General features: G+C 73.3%; 20 protein-coding genes. 11 read left to right on the top strand and 9 right to left on the bottom strand.

The window, feature by feature from the left end:
- From DEJ51_RS31830 to DEJ51_RS31810, 5 genes are all read right to left on the bottom strand, one after another.
- Positions 1-1,446, bottom strand: coding sequence for a radical SAM/SPASM domain-containing protein (locus tag DEJ51_RS31830; RefSeq protein ID WP_150261080.1), 1,446 nt, complete (start codon positions 1,444-1,446; stop codon positions 1-3).
- Positions 1,443-2,855 (bottom strand): hypothetical protein, encoded by a 1,413-nt coding sequence (locus DEJ51_RS31825; RefSeq protein ID WP_150261079.1) that lies wholly within the window; start codon positions 2,853-2,855, stop codon positions 1,443-1,445. Before DEJ51_RS31825 ends, DEJ51_RS31830 begins: the two co-directional genes overlap by 4 nt.
- 238 nt (positions 2,856-3,093) lie before the next feature.
- Positions 3,094-4,290 (bottom strand): NAD(P)/FAD-dependent oxidoreductase, encoded by a 1,197-nt coding sequence (locus DEJ51_RS31820; RefSeq protein WP_150261078.1) that lies wholly within the window; start codon positions 4,288-4,290, stop codon positions 3,094-3,096.
- Positions 4,287-5,720: an FAD-dependent oxidoreductase gene (locus tag DEJ51_RS31815; RefSeq protein ID WP_150261077.1), complete on the bottom strand. Its 1,434-nt coding sequence runs from the start codon at positions 5,718-5,720 to the stop codon at positions 4,287-4,289. Before DEJ51_RS31815 ends, DEJ51_RS31820 begins: the two co-directional genes overlap by 4 nt.
- On the bottom strand, positions 5,717-7,156 hold the full coding sequence (locus tag DEJ51_RS31810; RefSeq protein WP_150261076.1) for an FGGY family carbohydrate kinase: 1,440 nt from the start codon (positions 7,154-7,156) through the stop codon (positions 5,717-5,719). Before DEJ51_RS31810 ends, DEJ51_RS31815 begins: the two co-directional genes overlap by 4 nt.
- Before the next feature lie 403 nt (positions 7,157-7,559).
- On the opposite strand from DEJ51_RS31810, the gene DEJ51_RS31805 reads away from it, so the two are divergent.
- From DEJ51_RS31805 to DEJ51_RS31780, 6 genes are all read left to right on the top strand, one after another.
- Positions 7,560-8,540: a hypothetical protein gene (locus DEJ51_RS31805; RefSeq protein ID WP_150261075.1), complete on the top strand. Its 981-nt coding sequence runs from the start codon at positions 7,560-7,562 to the stop codon at positions 8,538-8,540.
- 241 nt (positions 8,541-8,781) lie between these two features.
- Positions 8,782-10,206 carry an amino acid permease gene (locus tag DEJ51_RS31800; protein WP_317852451.1) on the top strand — a complete coding sequence of 475 codons (1,425 nt, stop codon included), beginning with the start codon at positions 8,782-8,784 and terminating at the stop codon, positions 10,204-10,206.
- Positions 10,207-10,499: 293 nt separating this feature from the next.
- Positions 10,500-11,678 (top strand): D-alanyl-D-alanine carboxypeptidase family protein, encoded by a 1,179-nt coding sequence (locus tag DEJ51_RS31795; RefSeq protein ID WP_150261073.1) that lies wholly within the window; start codon positions 10,500-10,502, stop codon positions 11,676-11,678.
- A gap of 82 nt (positions 11,679-11,760) precedes the next feature.
- Positions 11,761-12,558: a VOC family protein gene (locus DEJ51_RS31790; protein WP_150261072.1), complete on the top strand. Its 798-nt coding sequence runs from the start codon at positions 11,761-11,763 to the stop codon at positions 12,556-12,558.
- Between the two features lie 111 nt (positions 12,559-12,669).
- On the top strand, positions 12,670-13,878 hold the full coding sequence (locus DEJ51_RS31785) for a PP2C family protein-serine/threonine phosphatase (protein WP_150261071.1): 1,209 nt from the start codon (positions 12,670-12,672) through the stop codon (positions 13,876-13,878).
- 14 nt (positions 13,879-13,892) lie between these two features.
- Complete coding sequence (locus DEJ51_RS31780) at positions 13,893-16,349, top strand: SpoIIE family protein phosphatase (RefSeq protein WP_150261070.1); 2,457 nt, start codon at positions 13,893-13,895, stop codon at positions 16,347-16,349.
- A 28-nt stretch (positions 16,350-16,377) separates the two neighbouring features.
- Here DEJ51_RS31780 and DEJ51_RS31775 read toward each other — a convergent pair whose 3' ends face one another.
- From DEJ51_RS31775 to DEJ51_RS31765, 3 genes are read right to left on the bottom strand one after another with little or no spacing between them, the layout of a single operon-like run.
- Positions 16,378-17,514, bottom strand: coding sequence for a bifunctional 2-methylcitrate synthase/citrate synthase (locus DEJ51_RS31775; RefSeq protein WP_150261069.1), 1,137 nt, complete (start codon positions 17,512-17,514; stop codon positions 16,378-16,380).
- Between the two features lie 22 nt (positions 17,515-17,536).
- A complete protein-coding gene (prpB, locus tag DEJ51_RS31770) occupies positions 17,537-18,442 on the bottom strand; it encodes a methylisocitrate lyase (RefSeq protein ID WP_150261068.1) in 906 nt (301 codons plus the stop codon).
- Positions 18,442-19,962, bottom strand: a complete 1,521-nt coding sequence (locus DEJ51_RS31765) for an MmgE/PrpD family protein (RefSeq protein ID WP_150261067.1) — start codon at positions 19,960-19,962, stop codon at positions 18,442-18,444. Before DEJ51_RS31765 ends, prpB begins: the two co-directional genes overlap by 1 nt.
- 220 nt (positions 19,963-20,182) lie before the next feature.
- On the opposite strand from DEJ51_RS31765, the gene DEJ51_RS31760 reads away from it, so the two are divergent.
- Together DEJ51_RS31760 and DEJ51_RS31755 are read left to right on the top strand one after the other, a co-directional pair.
- Positions 20,183-21,613 (top strand): short-chain fatty acyl-CoA regulator family protein, encoded by a 1,431-nt coding sequence (locus tag DEJ51_RS31760; RefSeq protein WP_223836245.1) that lies wholly within the window; start codon positions 20,183-20,185, stop codon positions 21,611-21,613.
- 128 nt (positions 21,614-21,741) lie between these two features.
- Positions 21,742-22,332 carry a hypothetical protein gene (locus DEJ51_RS31755; protein ID WP_150261065.1) on the top strand — a complete coding sequence of 197 codons (591 nt, stop codon included), beginning with the start codon at positions 21,742-21,744 and terminating at the stop codon, positions 22,330-22,332.
- Positions 22,333-22,478: 146 nt separating this feature from the next.
- Here the strand turns inward: DEJ51_RS31755 and DEJ51_RS31750 are convergent, their stop codons facing one another.
- Positions 22,479-22,778, bottom strand: coding sequence for a DUF6342 family protein (locus DEJ51_RS31750; protein ID WP_150261064.1), 300 nt, complete (start codon positions 22,776-22,778; stop codon positions 22,479-22,481).
- Between the two features lie 530 nt (positions 22,779-23,308).
- Between DEJ51_RS31750 and tsaD the strand changes: the two genes are divergently transcribed.
- The 3 genes from tsaD to DEJ51_RS31735 all read left to right on the top strand — a co-directional run bounded on the left by tsaD (position 23,309) and on the right by DEJ51_RS31735 (position 26,592).
- Positions 23,309-24,379 carry a tRNA (adenosine(37)-N6)-threonylcarbamoyltransferase complex transferase subunit TsaD gene (gene tsaD / locus DEJ51_RS31745; protein WP_223836063.1) on the top strand — a complete coding sequence of 357 codons (1,071 nt, stop codon included), beginning with the start codon at positions 23,309-23,311 and terminating at the stop codon, positions 24,377-24,379.
- Positions 24,380-24,490: 111 nt separating this feature from the next.
- A complete protein-coding gene (locus DEJ51_RS31740) occupies positions 24,491-25,477 on the top strand; it encodes an ABC transporter substrate-binding protein (protein WP_150261063.1) in 987 nt (328 codons plus the stop codon).
- Between the two features lie 74 nt (positions 25,478-25,551).
- Positions 25,552-26,592, top strand: coding sequence for a FecCD family ABC transporter permease (locus DEJ51_RS31735; RefSeq protein WP_150262272.1), 1,041 nt, complete (start codon positions 25,552-25,554; stop codon positions 26,590-26,592).
- The last annotated feature ends 45 nt before the right edge of the window (positions 26,593-26,637 follow it).

The raw sequence follows: 26,637 nt of genomic DNA, 5'->3' as shown, positions 1-26,637 counted from the left end.
TCAGCGGGCCAGGGCAGCCGGGTCGGCCGGCAGGTCGGACACCGCCGTCTGACGGAAGAACCGCGGTGCGGACTGGGAGAGTTCGACGTAGGCGCGCAGACAGAAGGCCAGCCAGCCGCGGATGTAGTCGCAGCCGGTCCGGCCGCGCCGGCTGACCTCGTGGTAGCAGCCGCCGCCGCACAGGTAACGGGCCCAGCAGGACCGGCAGGGCTCGGCCCGGTCCACGTGGCGGGCCGCGAGATGGGCCGCTCTGGCGCCCTGGTCGGGTCCCTGGGTGAGCGAGCCCATGGCGAAGGCCGGATCGTCGACGAGCCGGTGGCAGGCGTAGAGGCCGCCCTCGGCGGAGGCGCTGAGGTATCCGGCGCCGGCGCCGCAGGGGTAGGGGCGGTGGCCGCCCGTGTGGAGTTCGTACATGGCCGTCTGGAAGTTGCCGAAGGGGTACGGGCGGCCCGCCCCCAGCTCGCGCAGCGCCGCTTCCCCGCACTCGGTCATCTGGTCCAGGAATCCGGTGAAGGCGGCGGGGCCGATCTCGTACGCGGCGTCCGGGGCGCTCACCACGGCGGCGAAGCCGACCTCGTCGAAGCCGAGACCGATGCCGTGCTCCAGTACGTCGATCAGCCGGCGGGTGTACGGGGTGACGCTGACGCGTGCCGAGAGGTGGCGCGGCCTTCCGTACCGTTCCAGGACCTCCAGTCCGGCCCGCAGCCGGTCGTAGGCGCTGCCCCCGCCCGGAGCCCGGCGCAGTGCGTCGTGACCGGCCCGGTCGCCGTCCAGGCTGACGGCGACGGTGAACGGGTGGGCGGCGAGGAGTTCCGCGTCGGCGGGCCGGACCGTGGTGAGGTTGGTGGTGAGCGCGAAGCGGACGGCGTGCCCGGTGGCGGCTCCGGCCCGGGTCGCGTAGGTGACGACCTCGTGCACCAGGTCCCGGGCGAGCAGCGGTTCGCCGCCCATGAAGCCGACGACGACGCCGGCTCCGGGCGCGGCCTCCGCGAGGAGCCGGTCCACGGCCGCGAACGCGGTCTCGCGGGGCATGGCCCGGGCGGAGCCGCCGAACCGGCCCTCGTCGGCGTAGCAGTGGCCGCAGCTGAGGTTGCAGGCCTGCATCACGTTGAGGGAGAGGGAGGACAGCGGCGGCACGGCGGCCGGGGTGCCGTCGATCCGCGGTGCCGTCGGCCCGCCCGGCCCGCCCCACAGCGGCAGGCCGAGTTCCGCGGCCAGGGCGGCATCCTGCGCGGGGTCCCGGGCGGCGGACAGCCGTGCCTCCAGTCGGTCCGCGGCCGCTTCCGGGAGGTCGTAGATCCGGCTGCCGTCGGCGACGAACAGGTGGGCCCCGTGGGCGCTGCGGAACACCCTGGTCTCGGTTTGGAGCCCGAGCGGGCCGGCTGCGGTGCCGGACCGCGGGTCGTGTTCCGGCGGGCGGCGGCCGATCTGGAGCAGTACGCTCACGTCCCCTCCTCGACCCGGTCGCGCAGCGAACCGGCCCAGGCCACGAGCAGGTCGTACTGGCGGCGGGTCAGATGCATGGGGAAGGCGTCGGATCCCCGCACCGCGACCGGCATCCGGCGGTCGTACCAGACGTCTTCGGACCCCGGTTCCCTGATGGCCCGTTCGATCAGCCCGGGCTGTTCGCGGAACATGTCCTCCAGGGCCTCCAGCGCGACGAAGCGGCGGTGCCGGCGGCGGCCGCGTTCGGTGAGCGCGAGAATCACCCCCAGCAGGGGTTCCGGCGGGCCGAAGGTCCGGGCCCGGGCGGGGCCCGTGGGAAGGCCGAGGTCCTCGGCCGTGCTCTCGTTCTCCAGCGTCGCCCGCTCGTTCTGCGCGTCGACGTTGACGGCGTCCATGGCTTCCAGGACCCGCTCGAACAGGTCGCGGATCTCCAGTGCGGTCAGTTGCGGGTGCTCGGCGACGTAGCCGGGGTCGCGGACCTCCCCGCGCTTGACCCGGTCCGCCAGGCCGTCGGCCAGGGAGGTGAAGGGTCTGCGGTCGGGGGCGAAATCGGGCGGGGTCACGACGATCCGCGCGCGGGCCGAGAGGCCGCCCGGCAGGGTGACGGTGACCAGCCCGTCGCACACGTCGTCGACCAGTCCGAGGCTCGTCTCCCCGTCCTCCTCCCGCGAGCCGGCGAACAGCCCGCCGGGAACCGTCCGCGGGTCGTCCTCGCCGGTGAACTCGGACCACCGTGCGTCCGGGGAGAGGAAGAGGTTCCCGGCCGGCAGGACGAACCGCTCGGAGCGCTCCCGGAGGTCCGTGGGGCCGTACACCGCTCCGGTGGCGGGTGTGAAGCGCAGCCGGAGTCCGGGGAAGCCGCCGTCGGGCCTGGGTACCTGGACGGACCCGAGCGGTACGTGCCGCCCGGGCGGGACCAGCGGCCGGTCGGCCCCCTGCGGCGATCGTCCCTCCAGCGGTCTGCGCTGGTGGTCGTCACCGGCCAGCTCCGCACGTGCCTCGATCCGGTCGCCGGTCGAGAGGGTGCAGTGGTGCGCCTTCAGGTTGGCGACCTCCACGGCCCAGCGCACGTCGGTGAGTGCCATGCCGGCGGCGGCCAGGGCGTCGGTGGTGAGCGCGCCGGTGTGCCGCTCCCCGCCGGCCGTCCACGTGCCGTGCACCTCGAAGAAGGGGCAGATCGGACGGAAGCCGTCGGCGTCCTTGAAGCGGACCCGGTCACCCTCCGGTTCCCGCTCCGTCAGGGTCCCGTCGGCGGCGACGTCGAGGGACGGGAGGGGCTCGACGACGGTCTTGCCGGTGCCGCCCGGCGACAGGTCGCTCCTTCCCCAGCGGTAGTTGTCGCAGGGCACGGGGGAGGGGCCCAGCCGGGCGAAGGCGAGCGGTGGATGGAGCCAGATCTGTTCGATCACGATGGGTCTCCGTTCCCTTCCAGGAGTCCGGAACACGCGCGGCGAGCCGTCCGGCTGTCCAGGAGGGGGCCGGGTCGCCGGCCGGTCCGAAAACGGGGAGCGGCACGTCGGTACCTCCTGACGGGTCGGTATCCCGCTGGGTGACGTTACGAGGATGGTGACACAGAGTATCCAACATGTCACGCAACGTAGTCAAGGGTGCGTTCGGGGTCGCCTCGCCGTCCGCGGAATCCGGCTGTCAGCCGATGCCCAGCACGACCGGACCGCCCGACCGGTCGACCCGGTCCGTCCACGCCGACGCCAGTCTCAGCGACCGCGACGGCGCCATCCGGACCGGGAACCGCCGTCGCCACAGCAGCCGGCCGTCCTGGGCGGCCGTCAGCACCGGGGCGGTCAGCGGCTCCCCCGACCGCAGCAGCAGCGGCCGGCGCCCGGGGTCCGTGAGCCGGTTCGGCGCCACCCACAGCAGCGGGGCCCGGACCGTCAGCACGGGACCGGGCTCCGGCCACGGCTCGCCCGAGAGTCGGGCCAGGACGGGGACCGCGGCGGCGTGGCCTTCCGCGGCCGCGGTGGCGGCGCGCTCGACACCGTGGAGCAGGTTGCCGACGGCGAAGACCCCCGGCGCCGAGGTACGGAAGGAGGCGTCCACCGAGGGGCCCCGGGTGCCCGGGTCCACGGCGACGCCGCCGCGGCGCGCCAGCTCGTGGTCGGGGATCCAGTCGCCGGTGAAGACCACCGTGTCGCACGTGAGGATCCCGCAGCGGCCGTCCGCGTGGCGCACGGTCACGCCCGACAGGCGTCCCCGGCCGTGCAGTTCACCCAGCGTCGTGGCCGTGAGCAGCGGAACTCCCGGTACTGCGGCGCCGCGGGGGCGGTCCGTGACCATGGCCACGACCTGCGCTCCCGCCCGGCGCAGGGTGTGTACGGCGTGGCGGGCCACCGGCTCGGCACCCACCACGACGGCCCGCCGGCCGATGTCCTGGCCGTACAGGTGGACCGACTGCTGCAGCTCGCCGGTGGTCAGTACGCCCGCCGGCCGGGTGCCCGGAACCAGCCGGGCGCTGCGGGGCCGCTCGCGGGCGCCCGTGGCGAGGACGACGGCCCGGGCCGTGATCCGCTCCAGGCCGGCCGGGCTCGTGGTCTCCAGGGTCAGCGGGCCGGCCCAGCCGGTGGCGCTGACACCGGTACGGACCGTCGCCCCGGCCGCCGTGGCCGCCCGTAGGGCCTGCCGTACGTACGCGGGCCCGTCGAGCCAGGGGCGTACGGGGTCCCCGAAGCCGCCGTGACGGCAGCGCCGAGGGATCCCGCCCGGCTCCTGATCGCGTTCGAGGACCTCCACACGGCCGGCGCCCGCACCGGCGAGGCGGGCGGCCACGGCCAGCCCGGCGGGGCCGGCGCCGACGACGAGGACGTCGACCCCGCGGTCGCGGCTCACCCCCGGCCCTCCTCGAACAGCGCGCGGACGGCGGCCCCGCAGTGGAAGCCCTGGCAGCGGCCCGCCCGTGCGCGGGTGCGCCGCCGCAGGCCGTCCGGCGAACCGGGCGGGACGGTGGAGGCCAGCGCGTCGCGGATCTCCCCGCGCGTCACGCGCTCGCAGTGGCAGACGATCCGGCCGTACTCCGGGTCCCGTGCGATCAACCCGGCGTCGCGGTAGGGCCGGAGGAAGGCCTCGCCCAGGTTCGGCATCCGCACCGGAACCGGCTCCCGGGCCCCCGACACCGCCAGGCCGGCCTCCGCGAGCAGTTCCACGACATGGGCGGCGATGGCCATCGAGGCCGTCAGGCCCGTGGAACGGATCCCGCCCGCGGTGACGTACCGCTGCGCGGGGTGGGACCGGATCGCGTAGTCGTCGTCGCCGGTGGCGGCCCGCAGGCCCGCGTACACGGCGGTGACCTCTTCCTCCAGGAGGGCCGGCAGGATCCGCCGGCCCTTCTCCCTCAGCAGCGCGAGTCCCCCGGCGGTCGACCCGGTGTCCGTCTTGTCGTCCAGGTCCTCGGCGGTCGGCCCGAGCATCACGTTCCCGTACACCGTCGGCGACACCAGTACCCCCTTCCCGAGGGCACCCGGTACGGGCAGCAGGATGTGCCGCACCAGGCCGCGGGCGAGCTCGTCGAAGACGATCAGCTGGCCGCGCCGGGGCGTCACGGCGAAGTCCTCGTGGCCGAGGAGCCGGTCGATCTCGTCGGCGTACAGACCGGCCGCGTTCACCAGGTACCGGGTGCGCAGGGGGCCCCGGCTCGTGACCAGGGTATGGGCCTGGTCCGAAAGGACGTTCCGCACCCGGCAGTTGAGGTGGAGGTGCACGCCGGAGCGTACGGCCTGCGTGGCGTACGCGAGTGGCGTCGTCCAGGAACAGACGACGGACTCCCCCGGCACGTCGAGCGCTCCCAGCGCCCCGGGCCCCAGCTCCGGCTCGCGGGCCCGCACCTCTGCGGCCGGGACGATCCGGGCCGCGTGGTAGCCGTTGCGTACGGCCTTCTCCGCGAGACCCGGCAGTGCGGCCAGCTGCTCCTCGTCCCAGGCGACGAGGAGCGCCCCGAGCGGCTCCACCGGGATGCCGGTTTCGGCGGCGTACGCGGAGAGCAGCCGGTATCCGTCCCGGACCAGCCGGGACTCCAGGGATCCGGGCACCGCGTCGAAACCGGTGTGCAGGATGGCGGTGTTGGCCTTCGAGGTGCCCTCACCGACGTCGTCGGCCGCGTCGACCAGGGCGATCCGCAGCGGGAGCCGGGCCAGTTCGCGGGCGATCGCCGTGCCCACCACGCCGGCGCCGACGACCGTCACGTCGTACTCCCCGGCGGGCAGGGCGCCGCCGGTCGTGACGGCACCCCTGGCGGTGACGGCACCGCTGCCGGTGACGGTCATGCCGGTGCGTCACCGAGCAGGGCCGCGACCGCCCCGCGGAAGCGTGCGCGACGCTCCGCCGCCCGTGCGGCGTCGGCCCGCGGCTCGTAGACGGCGGACGGCTTCCACTCCGGGACGACCTCGGCGACGGTGAGCGAGGGGTCGAGCCCGAGCCGGGCGACGGCGCCGGCGCCGAGCGCGGTGACGTCCGGCAGCGCGGAGACCTCCACGGGGATCCCCAGGAGGTCGGCCTGGGCCTGCATGAGCAGCGCGGACCGGGTCAGCCCGCCGTCGACCCGCAGGGAGGTCAGCGGGGCGCCGAGGTCTGCGGCGACCGCGTCCGCGAGCTCCGCCACCTGGGCGGCGACCCCGTCGCACAGGGCGCGCACCAGGTGTCCGGCGGTGGTGTCGAGGCCCAGACCGGTGACCGAGCCCCGCAGGTCACCGCGCCACCAGGGAGCGGCGAGCCCGGCGAGCGCGGGGACGAACGTGACGCCGCCGGCGTCCGGGACGCTCCCGCCCACGGTGTCGATGTCGGCGGCGCCGGAGATCACGCCGAGGTCGGTGAGCCAGCGTACGGCGGAGGCGGCCGTGTAGACCTGCCCGTCCAGGCAGTAGCTGGTCCGGCCGGCGAGCCGCCAGGCCACGCAGCCGACCAGGCCGGAGGTGCTGCGCAGGGGGCGCGGGCCGGTCTGCGCGAGAAGGAACGCGCCCGTGCCGTAGGTGCACTTGGCGGTGCCGGGCTCGGTGACCCGCTGCGCGAGCAGCGCGGCCTGCTGGTCCACGAGCAGTCCCGTCAGCGGAAGTTCGGGGCCGAACGCCGTGGTGGTGCCGACGTGGGTGTCCGCGTCGACGACCTCCGGCAGCCGCTCCCCCGCGAGGCCGAAGGCGTCGAGCGCCGCCTCCGACCAGCGGGTGGTGTCGAGGTCGAGCAGCTGGGTGCGGCCGGCGGTCGCCGCGTCGGTGACGAACGCGCCGGTGAGGCGGTGGACGAGCCAGACGTCGCTGGTCGTCACGACGCCGCTCCGGGTCAGGTGGCAGCGTATCCAGGCCATCTTGGGGGCGGCGAAGTACGGGTCGAGCGGCAGACCGGTGATCTCCCGCAGGGCCGGTGCGTGCGGGGCCAGATCGGTGCAGAGCTGTTCGGCGCGCCGGTCCTGCCAGACGATCGCGTCGGTCAGTGGTTCACCGGTCGCCGGATCCCAGGCGAGCACGGTTTCGCCCTGGTTGGCGAGGCCGACCGCCACGACGGGCTCCCCCGCCGCCGCCAGGGCGGCGCGTCCGGCGCCGACGACCGAGTCCAGCAGTTCGCCGGGGGTGACCTCGACGCGGCCGCCCGGCAGGTAGCGGGGCCGTACGGGGGCGGATCCGGAGCCGATGACCCCGCGTACCGGACAGACGACCAGCGCCTTGGTTCCCGAGGTACCTTGATCGACAGCGAGCACCGGGCCCGTCATCACCACTCCGTCCCTGGTGTCGCCTTGATCGAACGTCGGTCGGAAGCCTGCACCGGCCGACGTCACCCGTCAAGATCCGCCCGGCGACGACGGCCGGCACTGACGCATCCTCATATGCCGATCGTGGCTTGATACTTACGTTCGAACAAGGATCTGGATGCGTATGCTCCTGATCGCCATATAGTGATCGCCGATCAACGGGCAGCGACATCGACCGTGGGTCAACGGCGGGGGTTCGACGGACAGTTCTCGCATGGTTCACGCATCCCTGGCACCGGGCACGGCTGCAGCACGGCAGCCGGCGGCCGGATGGACCCACCTTCCATGCGATCCGAGGACTGATGATCACGACCACCGCAGAACGCGCCCGTCCGGGCCGCCGCCCGTCGACCGGGACGAGGTGATGGCGGGCAGCGATTTCCGGCCCGTCTACCACCCGGCCGGCCACGACAAGGAGCTGCGTTCCGCCGCCCAGGACCTGCGCACCGGTCGCTGGGTCGCCATGGCGCGCCTGCTCGAACGCACCGGCCACTGGGGGCTGTGGACCCAGCGCACCCAGGTGCTCGCCGCCGTCGCCGCGGGCTCCGACGTGGTCCAGGCCTGGCGGGCCGAGGAACCGCACAGCGTCGCCGCGCTCGTGATGCACACGCGGGTGTGCGTCGAACGGGCCGTCCGCGCCCACCGCGCCGGGCACGCGCGCACCGGCGAGCTGTGGCAGGAAGCCTGGGCGACCTGCCGGGAGGCCGCCCGCATCAGTCCCGCCGACCCCGTGCCCTGGGTCTGCCTGCTCGCCCTCGCCCTCCTCGACGAGCAGCGCCAGATGGCCGAGCACCGGGTCGCACCACCCGGCCCCATGCTGCCTCCCGGCCCCTGGGGCATCCTCGCGGAGGTCGACAAGCGGGACCCGCACAACCGCGAGGCCTACCACCGCATGCTCCAGTTCGTGTACGCGGGCGCGCCCGGACCGCTCTCCGAGGCCGCCAACTTCGTCCACTGGGCGGCTGGTTCGGCGCCGCCGGGATCCGCCGTGCACGTCCTGCCGCTCTACGTACGGGTCGAGCGCTACCGCCGCGAGCGCGGCCAGGAGCGGGCCCTGGACCTGCACTGGGTGGCCGAGGACGCCGTCCGCGACGCGCTCCACGCCCTGGACACCTGGTTCGGACACGCCGATCCGTCACTCGCCTCCCCGCTCGATCTCAACCAGCTCGCCCACGCCCTGTGGGGGGCCCTGCAGTTCGACGAGGCGGCCCGGGTCTTCGACACGATCGGCCCGTACTGGACCACCCTGCCGTGGGCCCTGCGGACCCGCGACCCCGCCGACCGCGCCCTGGCCGAGGAGGTGTTCCTGCAGGCCAGGTCCCGCAGCCTGGCCGGCCGGGACTGACCCCCGCCGCCTCCCCACGGCGCAGCCCCCCGCTCCGCCCGCACACCCCGGGCCGCGCCCCGGCCCACCGCACCGCACCGCACCCCCAGGCTCCACCGTCCCCGTGCTCCACAGACCCCCCGGAGGTACCGCCGTGTCCAGAACCGAATGGGCAGCCCGCCAGGACCGCAAGGCACCACCCCAGCAGGACGAGGAACAGCGGCTCAGGGAGCTCGGCTACCAGCCCGTCCTCGCCCGCCGGATGGGCGGCTTCGGCAACTTCGCCATCAGCTTCTCCGTCATATCCGTCCTCTCCGGATGCATGACGCTGTACGGCTTCGGCATGGGTTCCGGCGGCCCGGCCGTGATGCTGTGGGGCTGGATCGGCGTAGGCCTCTTCGTGCTCTGCGTGGGACTCGCCCTGGCCGAGGTGACCAGCGCCTACCCCACCTCCGGCGCGCTCTACTACATGGCCGACCGGCTCGGCGGCCGCCGCTGGGGCTGGTACACGGGCTGGCTGAACCTGCTCGGCCTGCTCGGCGCCATCGCCGGTATCGACTACGGCGCGGCCCTGTTCACCGGCGCCTTCCTCAACCTCCGCTTCGGGTTCGTGCCCACGCCCGGTTCGACGTTCCTGATCTTCCTGTGCATCCTGCTGCTGCACGCCGCGCTCAACCTCTTCGGGGTCCGCCTCGTCAGCGTCCTCAACTCCATCAGCGTCTGGTGGCACCTGGGCGGCGTCGCCGTGATCGTCGGGGCCCTGGCCTTCATCCCCGACAACCACCAGTCGGCGTCGTTCGTCTTCACCGAGTTCGTCAACGACACCGGCTGGGCCAATCCGTTCTACGTGGCGGCGGTCGGCCTGCTGCTCGCCCAGTACACCTTCTCCGGCTACGACGCCTCCGCGCACCTGTCGGAGGAGACCTCCAACGCCTCCGTCTCCGCCGCCAAGGGCATCGTCCGGGCCATCTGGGTCTCCTGGATCGCCGGTTTCGCCCTGCTCGCCGGCCTCACCTTCGCCATCCAGGACTACGCCGCCGTCCAGGGCAGCGCCACCGGCGTCCCGCCCGCCCAGATCTTCATCGACGCGCTGGGCTCCGGCGGCGCCACCGCCCTGCTCCTCGTCGTCATCGTCGCGCAGCTCTTCTGCGGCAACGCCGAGGTCGCCGCCGCAAGCCGGATGGTCTTCGCGTTCAGCCGTGACAACGCGCTCCCCGGCTCCGCCCTGTGGCGCAAGGTCAGCGGCCGGACCCAGACGCCGGTGCCCGCCGTGTGGCTCGCCGTCGCCGTCGCGGGCGTACTGGCCCTGCCCTCGCTGTACTCGGCCACCGCGTACGGGGCCGTCACCGCCATCAACGTCATCGGCATCACCCCGGCCTACGCCATCCCGATCTACCTGCGCCTGCGTGCCGGCAACCGCTTCGAGCCCGGACCCTGGCACCTGGGCCGCTGGAGCAAGCCGGTCGGCTGGATCGCCGTCGTCTGGGTGGCGCTCGTCACCGTCCTGTTCTGTCTGCCGCAGAAGTCCCCCGTCACCATCGACTCGATGAACTACGCGGTCATCGCCCTGGCGGTGGTCCTGGTCCTGGCCAGCATCTGGTGGTACGTCGCCCGCCGCTCGTACGGCACCCCCGCGGCCTACGGCAACGCCCGCGAGCAGGCCGAGATCGCCGAGGACATCGTCTGACCCGGCGTCGCCGCCCCGGCCGGCCGCGCTCGCTCCCGGTCCACGGACGACCGGTGGGCGGCGCCCGGCCGGTCGGGCGAGGACGCGCTGGTCGCGTCCGCCGACGCCCGGCGGGAGTACCCCCCACGCGCATCCGGGCCGCTACGCGGCGACGCGGACCCCGATCCGGATCGGCCCCGACCGGCAGGATCCGAAAGAGAAGACCCACGGCCGGGCCCGTGCGCGCATCCGGCCTACCGCCGGTCGGCGTACACCTCGCTGCGCGCCGCCCGATGCGTTTCTACGCTGGTTGAATGAGCATCAGATCCTCTGGGCGCAGGACCGGCGCGGGCGCCGCGGCCCTGGCCATCGGCGCATCGGTTCTCCTCGTGCCGACGGCCGCGGGCTCGCCGCGGGCCGAGCCGCTGCCGCCTCGGCCCGCCTCCGCCGTCGACGCATCGCTGTTGCACCGGTCCGGGACCCACGTACGGGCGCGGCAGGGGGCGCCCGCACTGCCGGACGACGTGTCCGCCCTGTCCTGGCTGGTGGCGGACGCCGGAACGGGTGCGGTGCTCGCGGCCCACGACGCACACCGCCGGCTGCCGCCGGCCAGCACCCTCAAGACCCTCTTCGCCCTCACCGCGCTGCCCCACCTGCCCGGCTCGGGCCGGCACACGGTCACCGACGCCGAGCTGGACGAGGTGCCGGAGGGAAGCAGCACGGTGGGTCTGTCCGCGGACCACACCTACCGGGTGGCCGACCTGTGGCGGGGCGTGTTCCTCAGTTCGGGCAACGACGCCGTCCACGTACTGGCCGAGATGAACGGCGGCTGGGACGTCACGTCGGCGCAGATGCAGGCCAAGGCGCGGGCCCTGGGCGCACGGGACACCACCGTCGTCTCCCCGGACGGCTTCGACGCGGACGGCCAGGCCTCCTCCGCCTACGACCTCGCCGTCTTCGGCCGTACGGGCCTCGCCGACCCGGCCTTCGCCGAGTACGCGGCGACGGCCGACGCGCAGTTCCCCGGCGGCACCCACACCGACGGCACGCCCACCTGGACGTACGGGATCGAGAACACCAACCGTCTGGTGACCGGTCAGGACGGGCTGGGCCGCTACCCGGGGATCATCGGGGTCAAGAACGGCTACACCTCCCAGGCCGGTTTCACGCTGATCGCGGCCGCCCGCCGGGACGGCCGCACCCTGGTCGCGACGGTGATGAACCCCCAGTGGGGCGGCGCGAACGCCGTGTACGAGGAAGCGCGGTCCCTGCTGGACTGGGGGTTCGCCGCGGCGGGACACGTGGATCCGGTCGGATCGCTCGACCCCCCGGCGCCGCCCGACGCGCCGCGCACCGTCGCCGCCGACGTGGTCGCGGCGGGCCGTGTCGATGTGGGCAGGCCGGTGGTCTACGGCTTGTCGGCCGCGGTCGTCGCCGCGTTGGCGGCGCTCGGCGGGGCGGCGGTCCTGCGCCACCGCCGGGGCCTTCGCTGACCCGCGCCGCCCCGTGTCGACGCGCACGGGGCGGTGTCCGCTGCCAGGCTGAAGCCGTACAGGACCCGCGAAAGGCATGCTCATGATCACCACCGACTTCGCACCCGGCTCACCCTGCTGGCTCGACCTCGGGGTGCCCGACGTCCCTGCGGCCGCGGCCTTCTACTCCGCCGTTCTCGGGTGGGACTACGAGTCCATGGACGGTGGGGAGGACATGGAAGGCGGGATGTTCCGGAAGGACGGAAAGATCGTCGCCGGGCTCGGCAAGCTCACCGAGGAGGGCGCGCGCCCGGCCTGGATGATCTACCACAGCGTCACCGACGCGGACGCCACCACCCGGGCGGTGGAACGCGCGGGCGGCACGGTCCGGGTGGCACCGCGGGATCTCGACGAGTGGGGCCGGATGGCGCAGTACAGCGACCCCCTCGGGGGACAGTTCGCCGTCTGGCAGCCGGGACGGAGCAAGGGCGTCGAGCTGGTGGACGCCCCGGGGTCCCTGTGCTGGACCGAGCTGTACACGAGTGACGCCGCGGCGGCGAAGGAGTTCTACGGCGCCGTCTTCGGCTGGCAGTACGGCGACATGACGCTGCCCGGCGACGGGGGCACGTACGCCCTGATCACCCCCGCCGGACTCCCCGCGGAGCGGATGCACGGCGGCCTCATGGAGCTCCCCCCGGAGCACCTGTCCCTCGCGCGGGGGCGGCCGTACTGGCACCCCGTCTTCGCCGTCGCCGACTGCGACGCGGCGGTCGCCGGGGTCACCGGGAACGGCGGCAGCGTGCAGATGGGGCCGCAGGACGCGGAAGGCGTCGGCCGGCTCGCCGTCTGCCTGGACCCCTCGAACGCCGACTTCGTGGTCCTCACACCGGTCCGCGGCTGAGCCGGGCGACCCGGTCGCGCCGCGCGCCCGGGGGCGCCGGCCGTGCCGGACGGGCACCGTTGCGGCGGACCGGAGTGGCGGCCATGGGTGCGGGCGAGGCAGTCTGTACTCATGAGAGCGCCCTTGCGCTCGCCTCATGGACCGCGAGCCGACGGCCACCACCAGGTCCTTTTCGTCTTGGCGGAGTGCGTTCCCTTCGCGATCGCCCTGCTGGTGCTCCTCGTCGAGTTCACCCCGCTGCACATCCTCTACACCGGGCCCCTGCTGGTCGCGACACCCGCTCTGGCGGCCGTGACGATGGGACCCCGGGGCACGCTCGCCGCGGCCGGGGTGGCGGTCGGTGTCAGCATCACCACCGCCAGCTACAACGGCGCCTGGGGAACCCAGCAGGTGTACACGAACTTCCTCGCACTGTTCCTGGTCACGGCGGCGAGTTTCATGACGAGCCGCTCCGCGCGCACGCGCCAGGAGGTCGAGCTCGACCAGGTCCGGCGGATCGCCACCGCCGCCCAGGACGTCCTGCTGCGGCCGGTGCCGGCCCGGCTGGGTCCGGTGCAGGCGGCCAGCATGTACCTCGCGGCCGAGACGGGAGCCCAGATCGGCGGCGATCTGTACGAGGCGGTGCAGACCCGGTACGGGGTCCGGATGATCGTCGGTGACGTCCGGGGCAAGGGGCTGCCCGCGGTACGGGCCGCCGCGGTCGTGCTGGGCGCGTTCCGGGAGTCCGTGCACTACGAGGAGGATCTGGCGGAGGTCGTCGACCACTGCGGAGCGGCCCTGCGGCGGGACGCGGTCGTCTCGGGAGCGGCCGAGGGCGAGGACACCCTCCTCGAAGGGTTCGTCACGGCGCTCGTGGCCCAGATCCCGGACGGCCCGCACGTCGAGGTGATCAACCGCGGGCACCCGCCGCCGCTGCTGTCGAGCCATGGCACGGTCCGGCCCCTGATGCCCGCCACCCCCCTGCCACCCCTCGGGCTGGAGGAGTTCCTCAGCGGTCCTCCCGGGCAGGCGGACCGCTATCCGTTCGCACCGGGGGACCGGCTGCTGCTGTACACCGACGGTGTCATCGAGGCCCGGGACCAGCACAACACCTTCTTCGACCTGGCCGAGGCCATGGGGACCATGTGCGACCACACGCGGGAGGCGTTCCTGGAGGACCTGCACCAGGCGTTGCTGCGCCACACCCGGAACCGGCTCGCGGACGACACGGCCATCCTCGTCGTCGACCGGTGCGAGGACGAGGGGAACCGGTCGCCCGGAGGCCAGGCGCAGGGTTCGTGGACTCGCCCGGACGGTCCCGGACGCGACAGCATGGAGTGAGGGCGGCCGGCGAGATGCCCCGGGAGGAGGTGATACGGACCGTGACCACTCATCGCTTCTCGTTCTGCGGGGCCGAGCTCGCGGCCGTCTACGTGGTCGCCGACCAGGGCAGGGAACTCCACCTCGCCGAGCTGACCGGAAACCGCGGCGTCCTGTACGGGCTGCCGGCGATCCTCGCCGTCGCCGGCCATTCCCCGGCCGCCAACGCCTTCCGCTCCGGCCGGCCGCTGTGGCTGGCTCCCGGGGATCTGGCCGCGTTCATCGAGGAGGACCCCCACCACTTCCCCACCCGGGTGCGGGGCGGTGCCCCGAACTCTCCGGCCACGATCTCGCTGGGCGCGCTGCCGCTGGGGTACGACGACCAGGAACTCGGATGCCTGATCGTCGCCGGGCAGGCCGGGGACGGCTTCAGCGCCGACGACCGCAGCCTGCTGGAGCTCTACGCCGACCAGGTGGCCACGGGACTCGAATCGGTCGCCGCCCGCTTCGCCGGACGCAAGTCACCGCAGGCGCATCTGGGGCAGTCGCTGGTGCCCGACCAGGGCGGCGCGTTCATCCTGGAGCTGAGCACCGGCCGGATGGAGGCCCACGCGCACGTGCTCGAACTGCTCGGTCTGCCTCCGGGGCAGTTCGACGGACAGGTGGAGACCCTGCTCGCCTGCGCCGTCCCCGACGACATGCCCGCGCTGATGGCGATCGTGGAACCGAACCGGCTGGCCGCCGCCGGGCAGCAGCTGGCGTTCCGGATCCGCCGGCCGAACGGCGAGCTGCGCTGGCTGGGGCTGCGCTGCCGCGTGGAGGTGGACCCGGACGGTACGCCGCGGCGTGTCCTGGGTGTGGTGGCCGACGCCACCTATCTGCGCCCCAGCGCCGACGAGGTGTCCCTCGTACAGCGGCTGTCGGCCACCCTGGCGGGGGCGGCGACCATCCGGGAGGTCAGCCGGCTGGTGGTCGCCGCCCTGCGCGAGCCGCTCGGAGCCTCCCGGGTCGCGGTCGGCGAACTGGAGCACGACCGGCTCATCGTCACCGCCCTGGACCCGCCGGAGCCGGATGCCTGGCCCGAGGTCTGGCGCTCGGAATGGCGGTCCGAGTGGCCCGACGTGGCGCTCAGCGACCTGCCCACCCTGCAGAGCGCGCTGCGCGGGGGGCACTTGAGTCTGTGGCCGCCGGGGGCGGCCCTGGAGCCCGGTCTGCTGGGCGCCGGGCCCGGTGGTCTCGCGGTGCTGCCGCTGCCCGCCGACGGCCGGATGGTCGGGGTGTGTCTGGTGGGGTGGGACGAGGAGCACCGGTTCGGACCGGAGGAGCGGTCGCTGCTGACCGCGACCGCCGGGCTGGTCGGGCAGGCGCTGGTGCGCGCCCACGCGCTGGACGCGGGCCACGAGCTCGCCACCATGCTGCAGCGCAGTCTGCTGCCCCGTAAGCTCCCGGAGCTGCCGGGCGGGGTCGCGGTCGCCCGCTACCTGCCCGCGACCGCCGGGCTGGAGGTCGGCGGCGACTGGTACGACGTCATCCCGCTGCGTGACGGCCACGTCGCCTTCGTCATCGGGGACGTACAGGGGCACAGCGCGGGGGCCGCCACCATCATGGGGCAGATGCGTACGGCGGTCAGGGCCTACGCGGTGGAGGGCCACCCGCCCGATGTGGTGGTCGCCCGGGCCAACCGGCTGCTCGTCGGCATGGAAACCGACCTGTTCGCCACCTGCGGGTATGTCGACCTGGACATGGAGGAGGGCATCGCGAGGGTCGTCCGGGCCGGACATCTCCCGCCGATCCTGCGCCATCCCGACGGGGTCGCCGAGGAGATGGTGGTCGAGGGCGGCCCTCCGCTGGGGGTGCTCGCGGAAGCGCAGTTCCCGATGACCGAGGCGGGGCTGATCCCCGGTACCCTGCTCGTCCTGCTGACCGACGGCATGGTCGAGTCCGCCAGGCTGCCGCTGGAGGAGGGCATGCGGCGGGTGTGCGAGGTGGTCGCGGCGGCCGACCCGGTCGATGTCGGAGGGGTCGCCGACGAGCTGGTCGTCGGCATGGGCCGCCGCGACGACGACGTGGCGTTGCTGCTGCTGCGCTACGACGGCCAGGGGGACCGGCCGATGCGGAGCCACTGGACGGTGTGGCGGCTGCCCGACGCGGTCCTGCACGCGCGCCGCTTCACCGCGCGCACCCTGCGGTCCTGGGGAGTGGTGGAGGAGGTGGACGAGGCTCTGCTGGTCGTTTCCGAGCTGGTCACCAACGCGATCGCGCACACGCAGGGCGAGGTGGGGATGGATCTGACCCTGTCGGCGGACCGGCTGCGGATCGCCGTGAACGACGCGTCGCCGCGCAGTCCCGTCAAACCGGTCTGGGTGAGCTGGGAGTCGACCGGCGGCCGTGGGCTGCTCATCGTCGAGGCGACGACGTCGGCGTGGGGCTCGGTGCCGCTCAGCGGCGGCAAGCAGGTATGGGCCGAGATCCCGTGGCGCCGCAGCTCCTGACGCGCCGCGCGGGTGGCTCGCGGGGGGCCTAGCGGGTGTCCGGGAGCGGGCGCTGGGAGGGGCCGGTGTAGGAGCCGAGCGGGCGGATCAGGGCGTTGTGCTCCAGCTGCTCGGTGATGTGGGCCGTCCAGCCGGTGATCCGGCTCATCACGAAGAGCGGGGTGAAGGCCGGGACGTCGAACCCCATCAGGTGGTACGCCAGAGCGGCCGGATAGTCGAGGTTCGGATGGATTGCCTTGCGGCTGACCATGGCGTGCCGGAGCGCGGCGTGCAGGGCGGCGAGGCGGGCCGCGTCGGGGTCGGCGGTGCGGGCGACGAGGCGGTCGGCGGCTTCCTGCATGACCGGCACGCGGGAGTCGCCGCTCTTGTAGACGCGGTGCCCGAAGCCCATGATCTTCCTGCGGGCGGCCAGCGCCTCGTCCAGCCACTCCCCCGCCCGCTCGGGGTCGCCGATCTCGCGCAGCATGTGCATGACGGCCTCGTTGGCGCCGCCGTGCAGTGGTCCCTTCAGGGCGCCGATGGCGGCGGTGACCGCGCTGTAGAGGTCGGAGAGGGTGGAGGTGACGACCCGCGCGGTGAACGTCGAGGCGTTGAAGCTGTGTTCCGCGTACAGGATGAGCGAGATCTCGAAGCACCGGACGACCTCGGGGGACGGCACGCTGCCGAAGCACATGTGGAAGAAGTTCTCGGCGTATCCGAGCGAGCGTTCCGGCTGGACGGCGGGGAGCCCGTGCCGGCGGCGGTGGTCCGCCGCCACCACGACCGGCAGTTTCGCGAGCAGCGCGAGGGACTTGGCGCGGTTGGCACCGGTGCTGCCGTCGTCCTCGGTGGGGTCCTCCGAGCCGAAGACGCTGACGGCGGTGCGCAGCACGTCCATCGGGTGGCAGGTCTCGGGCAGCCGGGCGAGCAGTTCGGCGGTGGTCCGGCCCAGGGGGCGCAGGGCGCGCTCGCGGGCCTGGAACTCGCGCAGTTGGCCGGTGTCCGGGAGTTCGCCGTACCACAGGAGGTGGGCGACCTCCTCGAAGGAGCAGCGGGCGGCCAGGTCCTGGACCGGGTACCCGCGGTAGGTGAGGGAGTTGGTCTCCTGGATGACGGTGGAGATGGCGGTGGTGTCGACGACGACACCGGTGAGACCGCGGTGGATCTCCGGTGTGGTGGTGGTCATGGGTGGCCTCCGGTGCGGTCGGTCAGTTGCCGGGCGGGAGTGTGAAGTCGGCGACGGTCGAGTCGAAGGCGCCGTAGTCCGCGTAGCCGAGGACCTCGTAGAGCCGGGAGCGGGTCTGCATACGGGGCAGCAGTGACTCCTGGGTGCCCTCGGCGGCGAGGGTGCGCAGGCCGTCCTCGACCGCGCCCATGGCGAGGCGGAAGAGGGTGACGGGGTACAGCGCGATGTTGTAGCCGAGGTTCTCCAGGGTGCGTACGTCGAGCAGTCCGCTCCTCCCGAACTCCGTCATGTTCGCGAGGAGGGGCACGTCGACGGCCTCGCGGAAGGCCTCGAACTCGGCCTCGTCCGCGAGCGCTTCGGGAAAGACGGCGTCGGCGCCCGCGTCCACGTACGCCTTGGCGCGGTCGATCGCGGCGGCCAGGCCTTCGACGGCACGTGCGTCGGTGCGGGCCATGAGGAGGAAGTCGGGGTCGCGGCGGGCGTCCGCGGCGGCGCGGACCCGGCGGATCATCTCCTCGCGCGCCACGACGCCCTTGCCGTCGAGGTGGCCGCACCGTTTGGGGTTGACCTGGTCCTCCAGGTGGAGGCCGGCGAGACCCGCGTCCTCCATGAGCTGGACGGTACGGGCGGCGTTCAGCGGCTCGCCGAAGCCGGTGTCGGCGTCGGCGAGGGCGGGCAGGTCGGTGACGCGGGTGATCTGCTGGGCGCGGGCGGCGATCTCGGTGGACGTGGTCAGTCCGATGTCGGGCAGGCCCAGGTCTGCGGCGAGCACGGCCCCCGAGAGGTACACCGCGTCGAATCCCGTCTCCTGGACGAGCCTGGCCGAGTACGGGTTGATCGCGCCCGGGATCCTCAGCAGCCGCCCGGAGGCGAGCTGTTCGCGCAAGGCGCGGCGGCGGGACGCGGGTGTGGTGCGCGTGTGGAGCATCAGAACAGGCCCTTCGGGAGCCGGGCGTCGGCGGCGGCGACGGCGTTGGTGTCGACGGCGGGGAAGAGACCGGCCAGGGCGGTGGTGTCCAGCTCCGCCAGCCGGTCCGCGGCCCGGAGGAAGCGGTCCTGGGCGGCGCCGGTGACGGTCCCCTCGGTCAGCGTGCGGAACTTGGCGGTGTAGCCGGCCCGGTCGAAGGGGCGGGCTCCGGCGGGGTGCGCGTCGGCGACGGCGAGCTGGTCCTCGACGACGGAGCCGTCCTCGAAGGTGATCACGGCCCGGCCGCCGAAGGCCCGGCGGGCCGGGTCCGGGTCGTGGTAGCGCCGGGTCCACTCGGGATCCTCGGCGGTGGAGATCTTCTTCCACAGCGCGACGGTGGCGGGCCGCCCCGCGCGCTCGGGGACGTAGGAGCGCTCGTGGTGCCATCCGCCGTCTTCGAGGGCGACGGCGAAGATGTACGGAACCGAGTGGTCGAGGGTCTCGCGGCCGGCGGCGGGATCGTACTTCTGCGGGTCGCCGGAGCCGGAACCGATGACCCGGTGGGTGTGGTGGCTGGTGTGCAGGACGATCGAGCGGACCCGCTCCAGCGGGCCGGCCTTCTCGCGCAGGGTGCGGGCGAGATCGATGACCGCCTGGGCCTGGTATTCGGCGGAGTGTTCCTTGGTGTAGGTGTCGAGGATCGCCCGGCGCACCTCGCCGGGCCCGGGCAGTGACACGGTGTACGAGGCGTCCGGGCCGTCCAGCATCCAGGCGAGGAAGCCGTCCTCGCCCTCGTAGATCGGCGAGGGGGATCCCTCACCGCGCATGGCCCGGTCCACGGCTTCCACCGCGGCCTTGCCCGCGAAGGCCGGTGCGAACGCCTTCCAGCTGGAGATCTCGCCCTTGCGCGACTGCCGGGTCGAGGTGGTGGTGTGCACCGCCTGCTGCACCGCCTGGTACACGGTCGCGGTGTCCAGCCGCAGCATCGCTCCGATGCCGCACGCCGTCGCGGCGCCGAGGTGGGCGACGTGGTCGATGCGGTGCGCGTGCAGGCAGATGCCCTTGACCAGCGCGACGTGGATCTCGTAGGCGGCGATGATGCCCCGCAGCAGGTCCGCGCCGGAGCACCCGGTGCGCTGGGCCACGGCCAGCAGGGGCGGGAGGTTGTCGCCGGGGTGGGAGTAGTCGGCGGCGAGGTAGGTGTCGTGGAAGTCCAGCTCGCGGACGGCCGTGCCGTTGGCCCAGGCGGCCCATTCCGCAGACACGCGCGTCCCGGCCGCGACGCCGAAGACCGACGCACCGCCACGGGTCCGGTGGCCGAGCGCCTGGGCCCGGGCGACGGCGACCGGGCGGCGGCGCAGCGAGGCGACGGCGACCGCGGCGTTGTCGATGATCCGGTCGACCGCCGTGGCCGCGGCCGCGGGATCGAGGTCGGGTGCGTCCTGGGTTCCGGTGGCGACGACGGCCAGCTTCCAGGCGAGCTGCTCCTCGCGGGGCAGTCGGTCGGCGCTGGGGTGGACACGTACCTGATGGTCGATCACGGGGCTCCTCGCGGTGTGCGGTGGCGTGGCCGGTGGGGTGGACGCGGGGGTTCGCGGTGACTGGGAGTTCGCGGATGAGTCTTCCCCGGCGGGAGGGCCCGCGCGACGGCTCCAACCTGCGTAATCCGTCCATGCCGGAGCTGCGAATCCGCGAATTCTGCGAAAGGTGCGGATGCTAATTTCACAGGCGAGGAGACGTGGAGAGGAGCTCGTGATCCCCGTGGAACGGCCCGCCGGACAAAAGATCTACGCCCACGCGAAACTGCGCAGGCTGCGCCGCGAGCGGGGCATGAACCAGGTCGAACTGGCCCGCGCCCTGGGTCTGTCCACCAGCTACCTCAACCAGATCGAACACAGCCGGCGGCCGCTGACCGCTCCCGTGCTGCTGCGGATCGCCGAAGTCCTCGGCGTCGATCCGGAGTTCTTCTCCGAGGCAGGTGAGGAACGTCTGGCCACCGACCTGCGGACGGCACTCGGGGACGAGGCGTGCGGAGCCCCGGTCCCGCAGGACGAGATCGCCGACGTCGCCCGTGACCATCCCGAGGTGGCCCGGGCCCTCGTCGCCCTCCACCAGCGCTACCGGGACGTCTCCGAGCGGGTCGTCGCCCTGGCCTCCCCCGAGGACACCGCCGGCCTGCTGCCCGCCGAACCCCACGACGAGGTGCGGGACTTCTTCTACGCCCACCACAACCACTTCGCCTCCCTGGAAACCGAGGCCGAGCAGACCGCCGGAGCACTCGGCCCCGTCCGGGTCGGCCGCGCGGCGGACGCCCTCACGAGCCGCCTCGCGACCCGGCACGGGATCAGAGTGCTCCAGGCGGGCCCCGAACGCTCCGCCGACGCGCGGCGCTTCGACGCCGACAGCGGACTGATCCTGCTCTCCCCCTGGCTGAGCGAAGGGCAGCGCGCCTTCCAGCTGGCCACGCAGCTCGCGCTGCTGGAGCACGGCCCCCTGCTGAGCGGGCTGGTCCTCGCGGCCGGCCTGTCCTCACCGCAGGCGGAGGGTCTCGCCCGGATCGGGCTCGCCAACTACTTCGCGGGCGCGCTGCTCATGCCGTACACCGCCTTCCACGCGGCCGCCGAACGGCTCCGCTACGACATCGAGCTGTTGCAGGCGCGGTTCGGCGTCGGCTTCGAGACGGTCTGCCACCGGCTGTCCACCCTCCAGCGCACCGGGAACCGGGGAGTCCCCTTCTCCTTCCTGCGGGCGGACCGCGCGGGCAACATCTCCAAGCGCCAGTCCGCCACCGACTTCCACTTCTCCCGGCTGGGCGGCACCTGCCCGCTGTGGACCGTCTACGGTGCCTTCTCCTCCCCCGGCCGCGTCCTCACCCAGGTCGCCGAGATGCCCGACGGGAAGAAGTACTTCTGGATCGCCTGCACGGTCAGCCGCGGCGGGTTCGGCCACCACGCGCCCCGGGCCGACTTCGCCGTCGCCCTGGGCTGCGAGCTGCGCCACGCCCCGCGGCTGGTCTACGCGGAGGGCGTCGCCCTGCACGAGCCCCGCGCCGCCACCCCCATCGGACTGGGCTGCCGGATCTGTGAACGCCGGGACTGCGCCCAACGGGCTCGTCCCCCGGCCGGCGGGATCCTCTCCGTGGATCCCGACCTGCGCACCCACGTGCCGTACCCGGTGGTCGCGGACCGCTGAAGCCTGCGCCGGGCTCGTGGACCGTCGGCAGTCGTGCTGGAGCCGCCCCCGGCGCTCGGAGATCCGGTGCCCGTCGCGTTCGCGAGGGCGCCTGCCGTGCGGTGCCGGGGTGCGGATAGCGTGCGGGCATGGCGATGACGGGGAAACGGCGGGTCCTGTACCGGCAGGGCAGCGGGTTCTGGCGGATGACCGCGAAGTGGGTGCTGGTGTTCGGGGCCGTGTACCTGCTGGACGGCGGGCTGATCCGGTCGTGGGGGGACGCCGTGACCTGGCCGATGATCGGGATCCTGCTCTGGGCGACTTTCGGGATCGGCGTGGTCTGGTACCCGAGGAAGGACCAGAAGGTCTCGCTGACGGCGCGTGAACTGCGGGTACGGCGCCGACGGCTGCCGATGGAGAAGGTGAACCTGCTGCACGTGGCGCGGCTGTGGCTGGAGGGGCGGTCGACCGCCGACGACCAGCCGGTGCCGGAGTGGCGACGGTCCGACCGGGTGGTGTGGGTGCCGCTGCGGGACGGCCGGGCGTACGGCGTGGAGTTCCGCGACCCGGCGGCGTTCGCCGGGGTTTTCGGCGCCTTCGCGGTCGCTGCGTGCGGCGGACCGGACATCGTACGCGCACGCGCAGCGGCGGAGGCCTACCCGGATCCGCTCCCGATGCGGGCCCGCTCCGGCGAAGCCGGCGACGGCTCCTGGCCGGACCTCCTGGACGTCTTCAGCTGAGAGCCGCAATCGCCCGATGAGGGACGTGAGCGGTGCGGGGTGCGTGAGGGGCCCGCTGACCACTCGGTCGGCGGGCCCCTCCTCGTACGGCGGTGACGCTGCCCGTGTCCGGCCGGAACTCACCAGGGAGGTACCGGCCGCGCGGGTCAGTACGAGAGGTTCTTCTGGTCCGGGATCACCCGGCCGGCGATGCGCAGATCGCCGTTGGAGTCGAGTACCGCGATGATCTTCTTCTGGTTGCCGTGGTGGGTGGTGAAGTAGATCTTGTCCGCTTCCTGACTGGTGGAGAAGTTCGTGTTCACGGACAGTTCGATGCTCACCGGCGAGCTGATGAGCACGTCCTTCTTGGGCGAGGTCGGGTAGACCTGGTTCTGCCGCAGCTTGACGCGGCCGTGGCTGTCGCCCTCTTCCCAGTCCGTCGCGAGTCCGAGATCGATGTCAGGCATGAGCTACCCCTTAGTTCGCACTGATGGGCCGTCCCTCGCCAGCCGGTCAGCGCCGCGACACTCCGCCGGACGCCGGACCCGAGGACAAGACAGGCCCCCTCCCCAGTGAGTGACCTTCCCGGGCCGGGTGACATGTGAGCTCACCGCAACCAAGACCAAAACTACGCAGTTCCCCTCACGCGCGGCATCGACTGTGCGAGTTTGGATGCAATCTGACCACTTGTGTTCAGTTTTCCGGCGTCACTGCCCGGGCCACGGGCGGCCGACGAAGAACCTGGCCGGCCGCGCCGGCTCCGCCCGGACCCGCCCCGTCCGCGCCGGTGTGGGCGAGCGGTTCCGGTGCCGGCTCGCCCTCCACCTCGCCCTCCAGCTCGCCACGCGTCTGCGCCCGGAGACCGGCCGCGGCTCCACCCACTTCGCCCCTATGACGCCCGTGGGGCCGGCCGGGGGCACTCCCCCGGCCGGACCCGCCTCCGCTTTATTGCATATAGTTCGCAGTTGCGGGTGTTGCGCAGAAAAGGTGGACAGCAGTGAGCGGACCAGTGGTGCTGGGGATCGAGTCGTCGTGCGACGAGACCGGCGCGGGCATCGTGCGGGACGGCAGGCTGCTGGCGCACGTGGTGGCTTCGAGCATGGACGAACACGCCCGTTTCGGCGGGGTCGTGCCCGAGATCGCCGCCCGCGCGCACCTGCACTCCTTCAACCCGGTCGTCCGGCAGGCCCTCGACCAGGCCGGGCTGCGACTGGACCAGATCGACGCGGTGTCGGTCACCACCGGGCCCGGCCTGTCGGGCGCCTTGCAGGTGGGCCTGGCCGGGGCCAAGACGCTGGCGTACGCGGCGGGGGTGCCGCTGTACGGCGTCCATCACCTGGCCGGGCACGTCGCCGCCGACACCCTGGAGCACGGACCGCTGCCCGACCCGTGCGTGGTCCTGATCGTCTCCGGCGGCCACACCTCGCTCCTCCTGGTCCGGGACCTGGTCCGGGATCCGATCCTGCACCTCGGGGACACCCTCGACGACGCGGCGGGCGAGTGCTTCGACAAGGTCGCCCGGATCCTGGGCCTGCCGTATCCGGGCGGTCCGGCCATCGACCGGGCCGCCCGCGACGGCGATCCGAAAGCCGTGGCCTTCCCCCGCCCGCTGACCCGGCCCGGGGACGATCCGTACGCCTTCTCCTTCTCCGGGCTGAAGACGGCCGCGGCCCGCTGGGCCGAGAAGCACCGGCAGCGCGGTGAGGAGCCGCCGGTGGCCGACGGGGCCGCCGCGCTCCAGGAGGCGGTCGCGGACGTACTGACCCGCAAGGCGCTCGCGGCCTGCCGCGCGTACGACGTGAGGACGCTGGTCGTAGTCGGCGGTGTGGCCGCGAACTCGCGGGTCAGGGCCCTCGCGGAGCGTCGGTGCGCCTCGGCCGGCATCGAACTGCGCGTGCCGCCGATGACCCTGTGCACCGACAACGGCGCCATGATCGCGGCCGTCGGAGACCTGCTGGTCCGCTCCGGGGCGGAGCCGGCCCCGCTGAACGTGTCCGTCGACCCGTCCGCGCCACTGGAGTTCGCCTCCCTGACCCCGCTCCCCGCGCCGGCGGCAGCAGTCCGCTGACGGATGCACCGCCGGCGCCCCCGGCCCGGCCGGAGCCCCGCCGTGGGCCGCGCCGGATCGCCTCGTGAAGTTCCGTGACCACCCGACAGACCCGCTGAGAGGACCCACCACATGAGGGGCACGCGTCCGCTGTCCACGCTCCTGACCGTCGCCGCCGTACTGCTCGTCCCGGCCTGCGGCGGAAAGGCGCAGGAGGGCTCCGCCTCCTCGGGGCCCGCGGCGGCCGGATTCCCCGTCACGGTGTCCAACTGCGGGGTGGAGAGCACCTACCGGCGGCCGCCGCAGCGCGCGGTCTCCCTGAACCAGCACGCCACGGAGGTCATGCTCGCGCTCGGCCTGGAGAAGTCGATGGTGGGCACCGGCTACCTCGACGACAGGATCCTGCCGGAGTACCAGGCCGCCTTCGACTCCGTGAAGGTGCTGTCGAAGGAGTACCCGTCCTTCGAAACCCTGCTGGCGGCCGAACCGGACTTCGTCTACGGCGGGTTCGGCTCCACCTTCGACGAGAAGGAGGGCCGCGGCCGTCCGGCCCTCGGCAAGGCCGGCATCAACACCCATCTCAACATCGAGGAGTGCCCGGCCGGGCCGGTGACCATGGCCACCGTCGACGAGGAGATCCGCACCGTCGCCAAGATCTTCGGCGTACCGGACCGGGCCGAGCAGCAGGTGGACAAGCTGCACGGCACGCTCGACCTGGTCGACGGCAAGCTGGCCGGCGTCACCCCGGCCAGGCTCTTCGTCTACGACAGCGGAGACAAGACCGCCTTCACCGCGGGCGGGAAGGGCATCGGCAACGAGCTGATCAAGCGGGCCGGCGGGGTCAACCTCTTCGCCGACCTGGACAAGGCCTTCGGCGACGTGTCGTTCGAGCAGGTGGCCGAGCGCGCCCCCGAGGTCATCGTCATCTACGACTACGGCAACCAGCCGGTCGAGGAGAAGAAGAAGTTCCTCCTCTCCAACCCTGCCCTCAGGGACGTGCCCGCGATCAGGAACGAGCGGTTCGCGGTACTTCCGCTGTCGTCGACCGTGCTCGGTGTCCGCGTCCCGGCGGCCGTCGAGTCCCTGGCCCGGCAGATCCACCCGGACCGGTTCCGGTGACCGGGGTGACGGAGGCGAAGGCGGAGGCGGAGGCGGAGGCGGCCGGGACGATCGCCGCTCCGGCAGCGCCCCCGGTGGCCGGGGCCCGCCGCCGGGCCGTTCCCTACGCCCTGCTGCTCGTCTGCCTGGGAGTCCTGCTGGCGGGGACCGCGACGGCCGGTATCGCGATCGGCTCGATCGGCGTCCCGGCCGACCAGGTGTGGGGGATCCTGCTGCACCGGATCCACCCGGTCCTCGCCGAACCGGCCTGGACGCCGGTCCGCGAGACGATCGTCGTCGACGTCCGGCTCCCCCGGGTACTGCTGGCCGGCGTGGTGGGCGCGGGCCTGTCGGTGTCGGGCATGGCGCTGCAGGCCCTGGTCCGCAATCCGCTGGCCGATCCGATGCTGCTGGGGGTCTCCTCCGGCGCGTCGGTCGGCGCGGTGCTGGTGCTGGTCTTCCACGTGACCGTGTTCGGGATGTTCTCGCTGCCCGTGGCGGCGTTCTGCGGGGCGCTCGCCGCGCTGGTCGCCGTGTACTTCCTGGCACGCTCCGGCGGGCGGATGACCACCGTACGGCTGGTCCTGGCCGGTGTGGCCATGGCCGAGGTCCTCTCCGCCGTGGCCAGCTTCCTGATCGTCACCTCCGACGACCCGCAGAAGACCCAGTCGGCCTTGCGCTGGATGCTCGGCGGACTGGCCGGCACCACCTGGACGACGGTGTGGATCCCCGTCGGCGCCGTGCTGCTCGGCACCGCCGTCCTGCTCGGGGTGTGCCGGTCGCTGAACCTGCTGCTGGCCGGGGAGGAGGCCGCCGCGGCGCTCGGCCTGGACGTCCACCGTTTCCGCGGCGCCCTGTTCACCCTGATCGCCCTGATGATCGGCACCATCGTCGCGGTCAGCGGCCAGATCGGTTTCGTCGGGCTGATCATGCCGCACGTGGTGCGCCTGCTGGTGGGCGCCGACCACCGCCGCGCTCTGCCGGCCGCCGCGCTCCTCGGCGCGAGCTTCCTGATCGCCGCCGACCTGGGCGCGCGCACGCTCATGAGCCCGGAGGAGATACCCGTCGGCATTCTCACCTCCCTCGTGGGCGGACCCTTCTTCCTCTGGCTGATGCGACGGAAGGCGGCGCGGTGACGGACGGACCGACGCGACCGGTGGACCCGGAGCGACCGGTGGACC

It is taken from the genome of Streptomyces venezuelae (assembly GCF_008642275.1).
In the GTDB taxonomy this organism is placed as follows: Bacteria; Actinomycetota; Actinomycetes; order Streptomycetales; family Streptomycetaceae; genus Streptomyces; species Streptomyces venezuelae_E.
This window is presented reverse-complemented; position numbering and strand designations above follow the sequence as displayed.

Coding starts and splice junctions, on each gene's coding strand:
- DEJ51_RS31815 (WP_150261077.1), bottom strand. CDS start 5,720: ATGACCGTCACCGGCAGCGGTGCCGTCACCGCCAGGGGTGCCGTCACG.
- DEJ51_RS31810 (WP_150261076.1), bottom strand. CDS start 7,156: ATGACGGGCCCGGTGCTCGCTGTCGATCAAGGTACCTCGGGAACCAAG.
- DEJ51_RS31805 (WP_150261075.1), top strand. CDS start 7,560: ATGGCGGGCAGCGATTTCCGGCCCGTCTACCACCCGGCCGGCCACGAC.
- DEJ51_RS31800 (WP_317852451.1), top strand. CDS start 8,782: ATGGGCGGCTTCGGCAACTTCGCCATCAGCTTCTCCGTCATATCCGTC.
- DEJ51_RS31795 (WP_150261073.1), top strand. CDS start 10,500: ATGAGCATCAGATCCTCTGGGCGCAGGACCGGCGCGGGCGCCGCGGCC.
- DEJ51_RS31790 (WP_150261072.1), top strand. CDS start 11,761: ATGATCACCACCGACTTCGCACCCGGCTCACCCTGCTGGCTCGACCTC.
- DEJ51_RS31785 (WP_150261071.1), top strand. CDS start 12,670: ATGAGAGCGCCCTTGCGCTCGCCTCATGGACCGCGAGCCGACGGCCAC.
- DEJ51_RS31780 (WP_150261070.1), top strand. CDS start 13,893: ATGCCCCGGGAGGAGGTGATACGGACCGTGACCACTCATCGCTTCTCG.
- DEJ51_RS31775 (WP_150261069.1), bottom strand. CDS start 17,514: ATGACCACCACCACACCGGAGATCCACCGCGGTCTCACCGGTGTCGTC.
- prpB (WP_150261068.1), bottom strand. CDS start 18,442: ATGCTCCACACGCGCACCACACCCGCGTCCCGCCGCCGCGCCTTGCGC.
- DEJ51_RS31755 (WP_150261065.1), top strand. CDS start 21,742: ATGGCGATGACGGGGAAACGGCGGGTCCTGTACCGGCAGGGCAGCGGG.
- DEJ51_RS31750 (WP_150261064.1), bottom strand. CDS start 22,778: ATGCCTGACATCGATCTCGGACTCGCGACGGACTGGGAAGAGGGCGAC.
- DEJ51_RS31740 (WP_150261063.1), top strand. CDS start 24,491: ATGAGGGGCACGCGTCCGCTGTCCACGCTCCTGACCGTCGCCGCCGTA.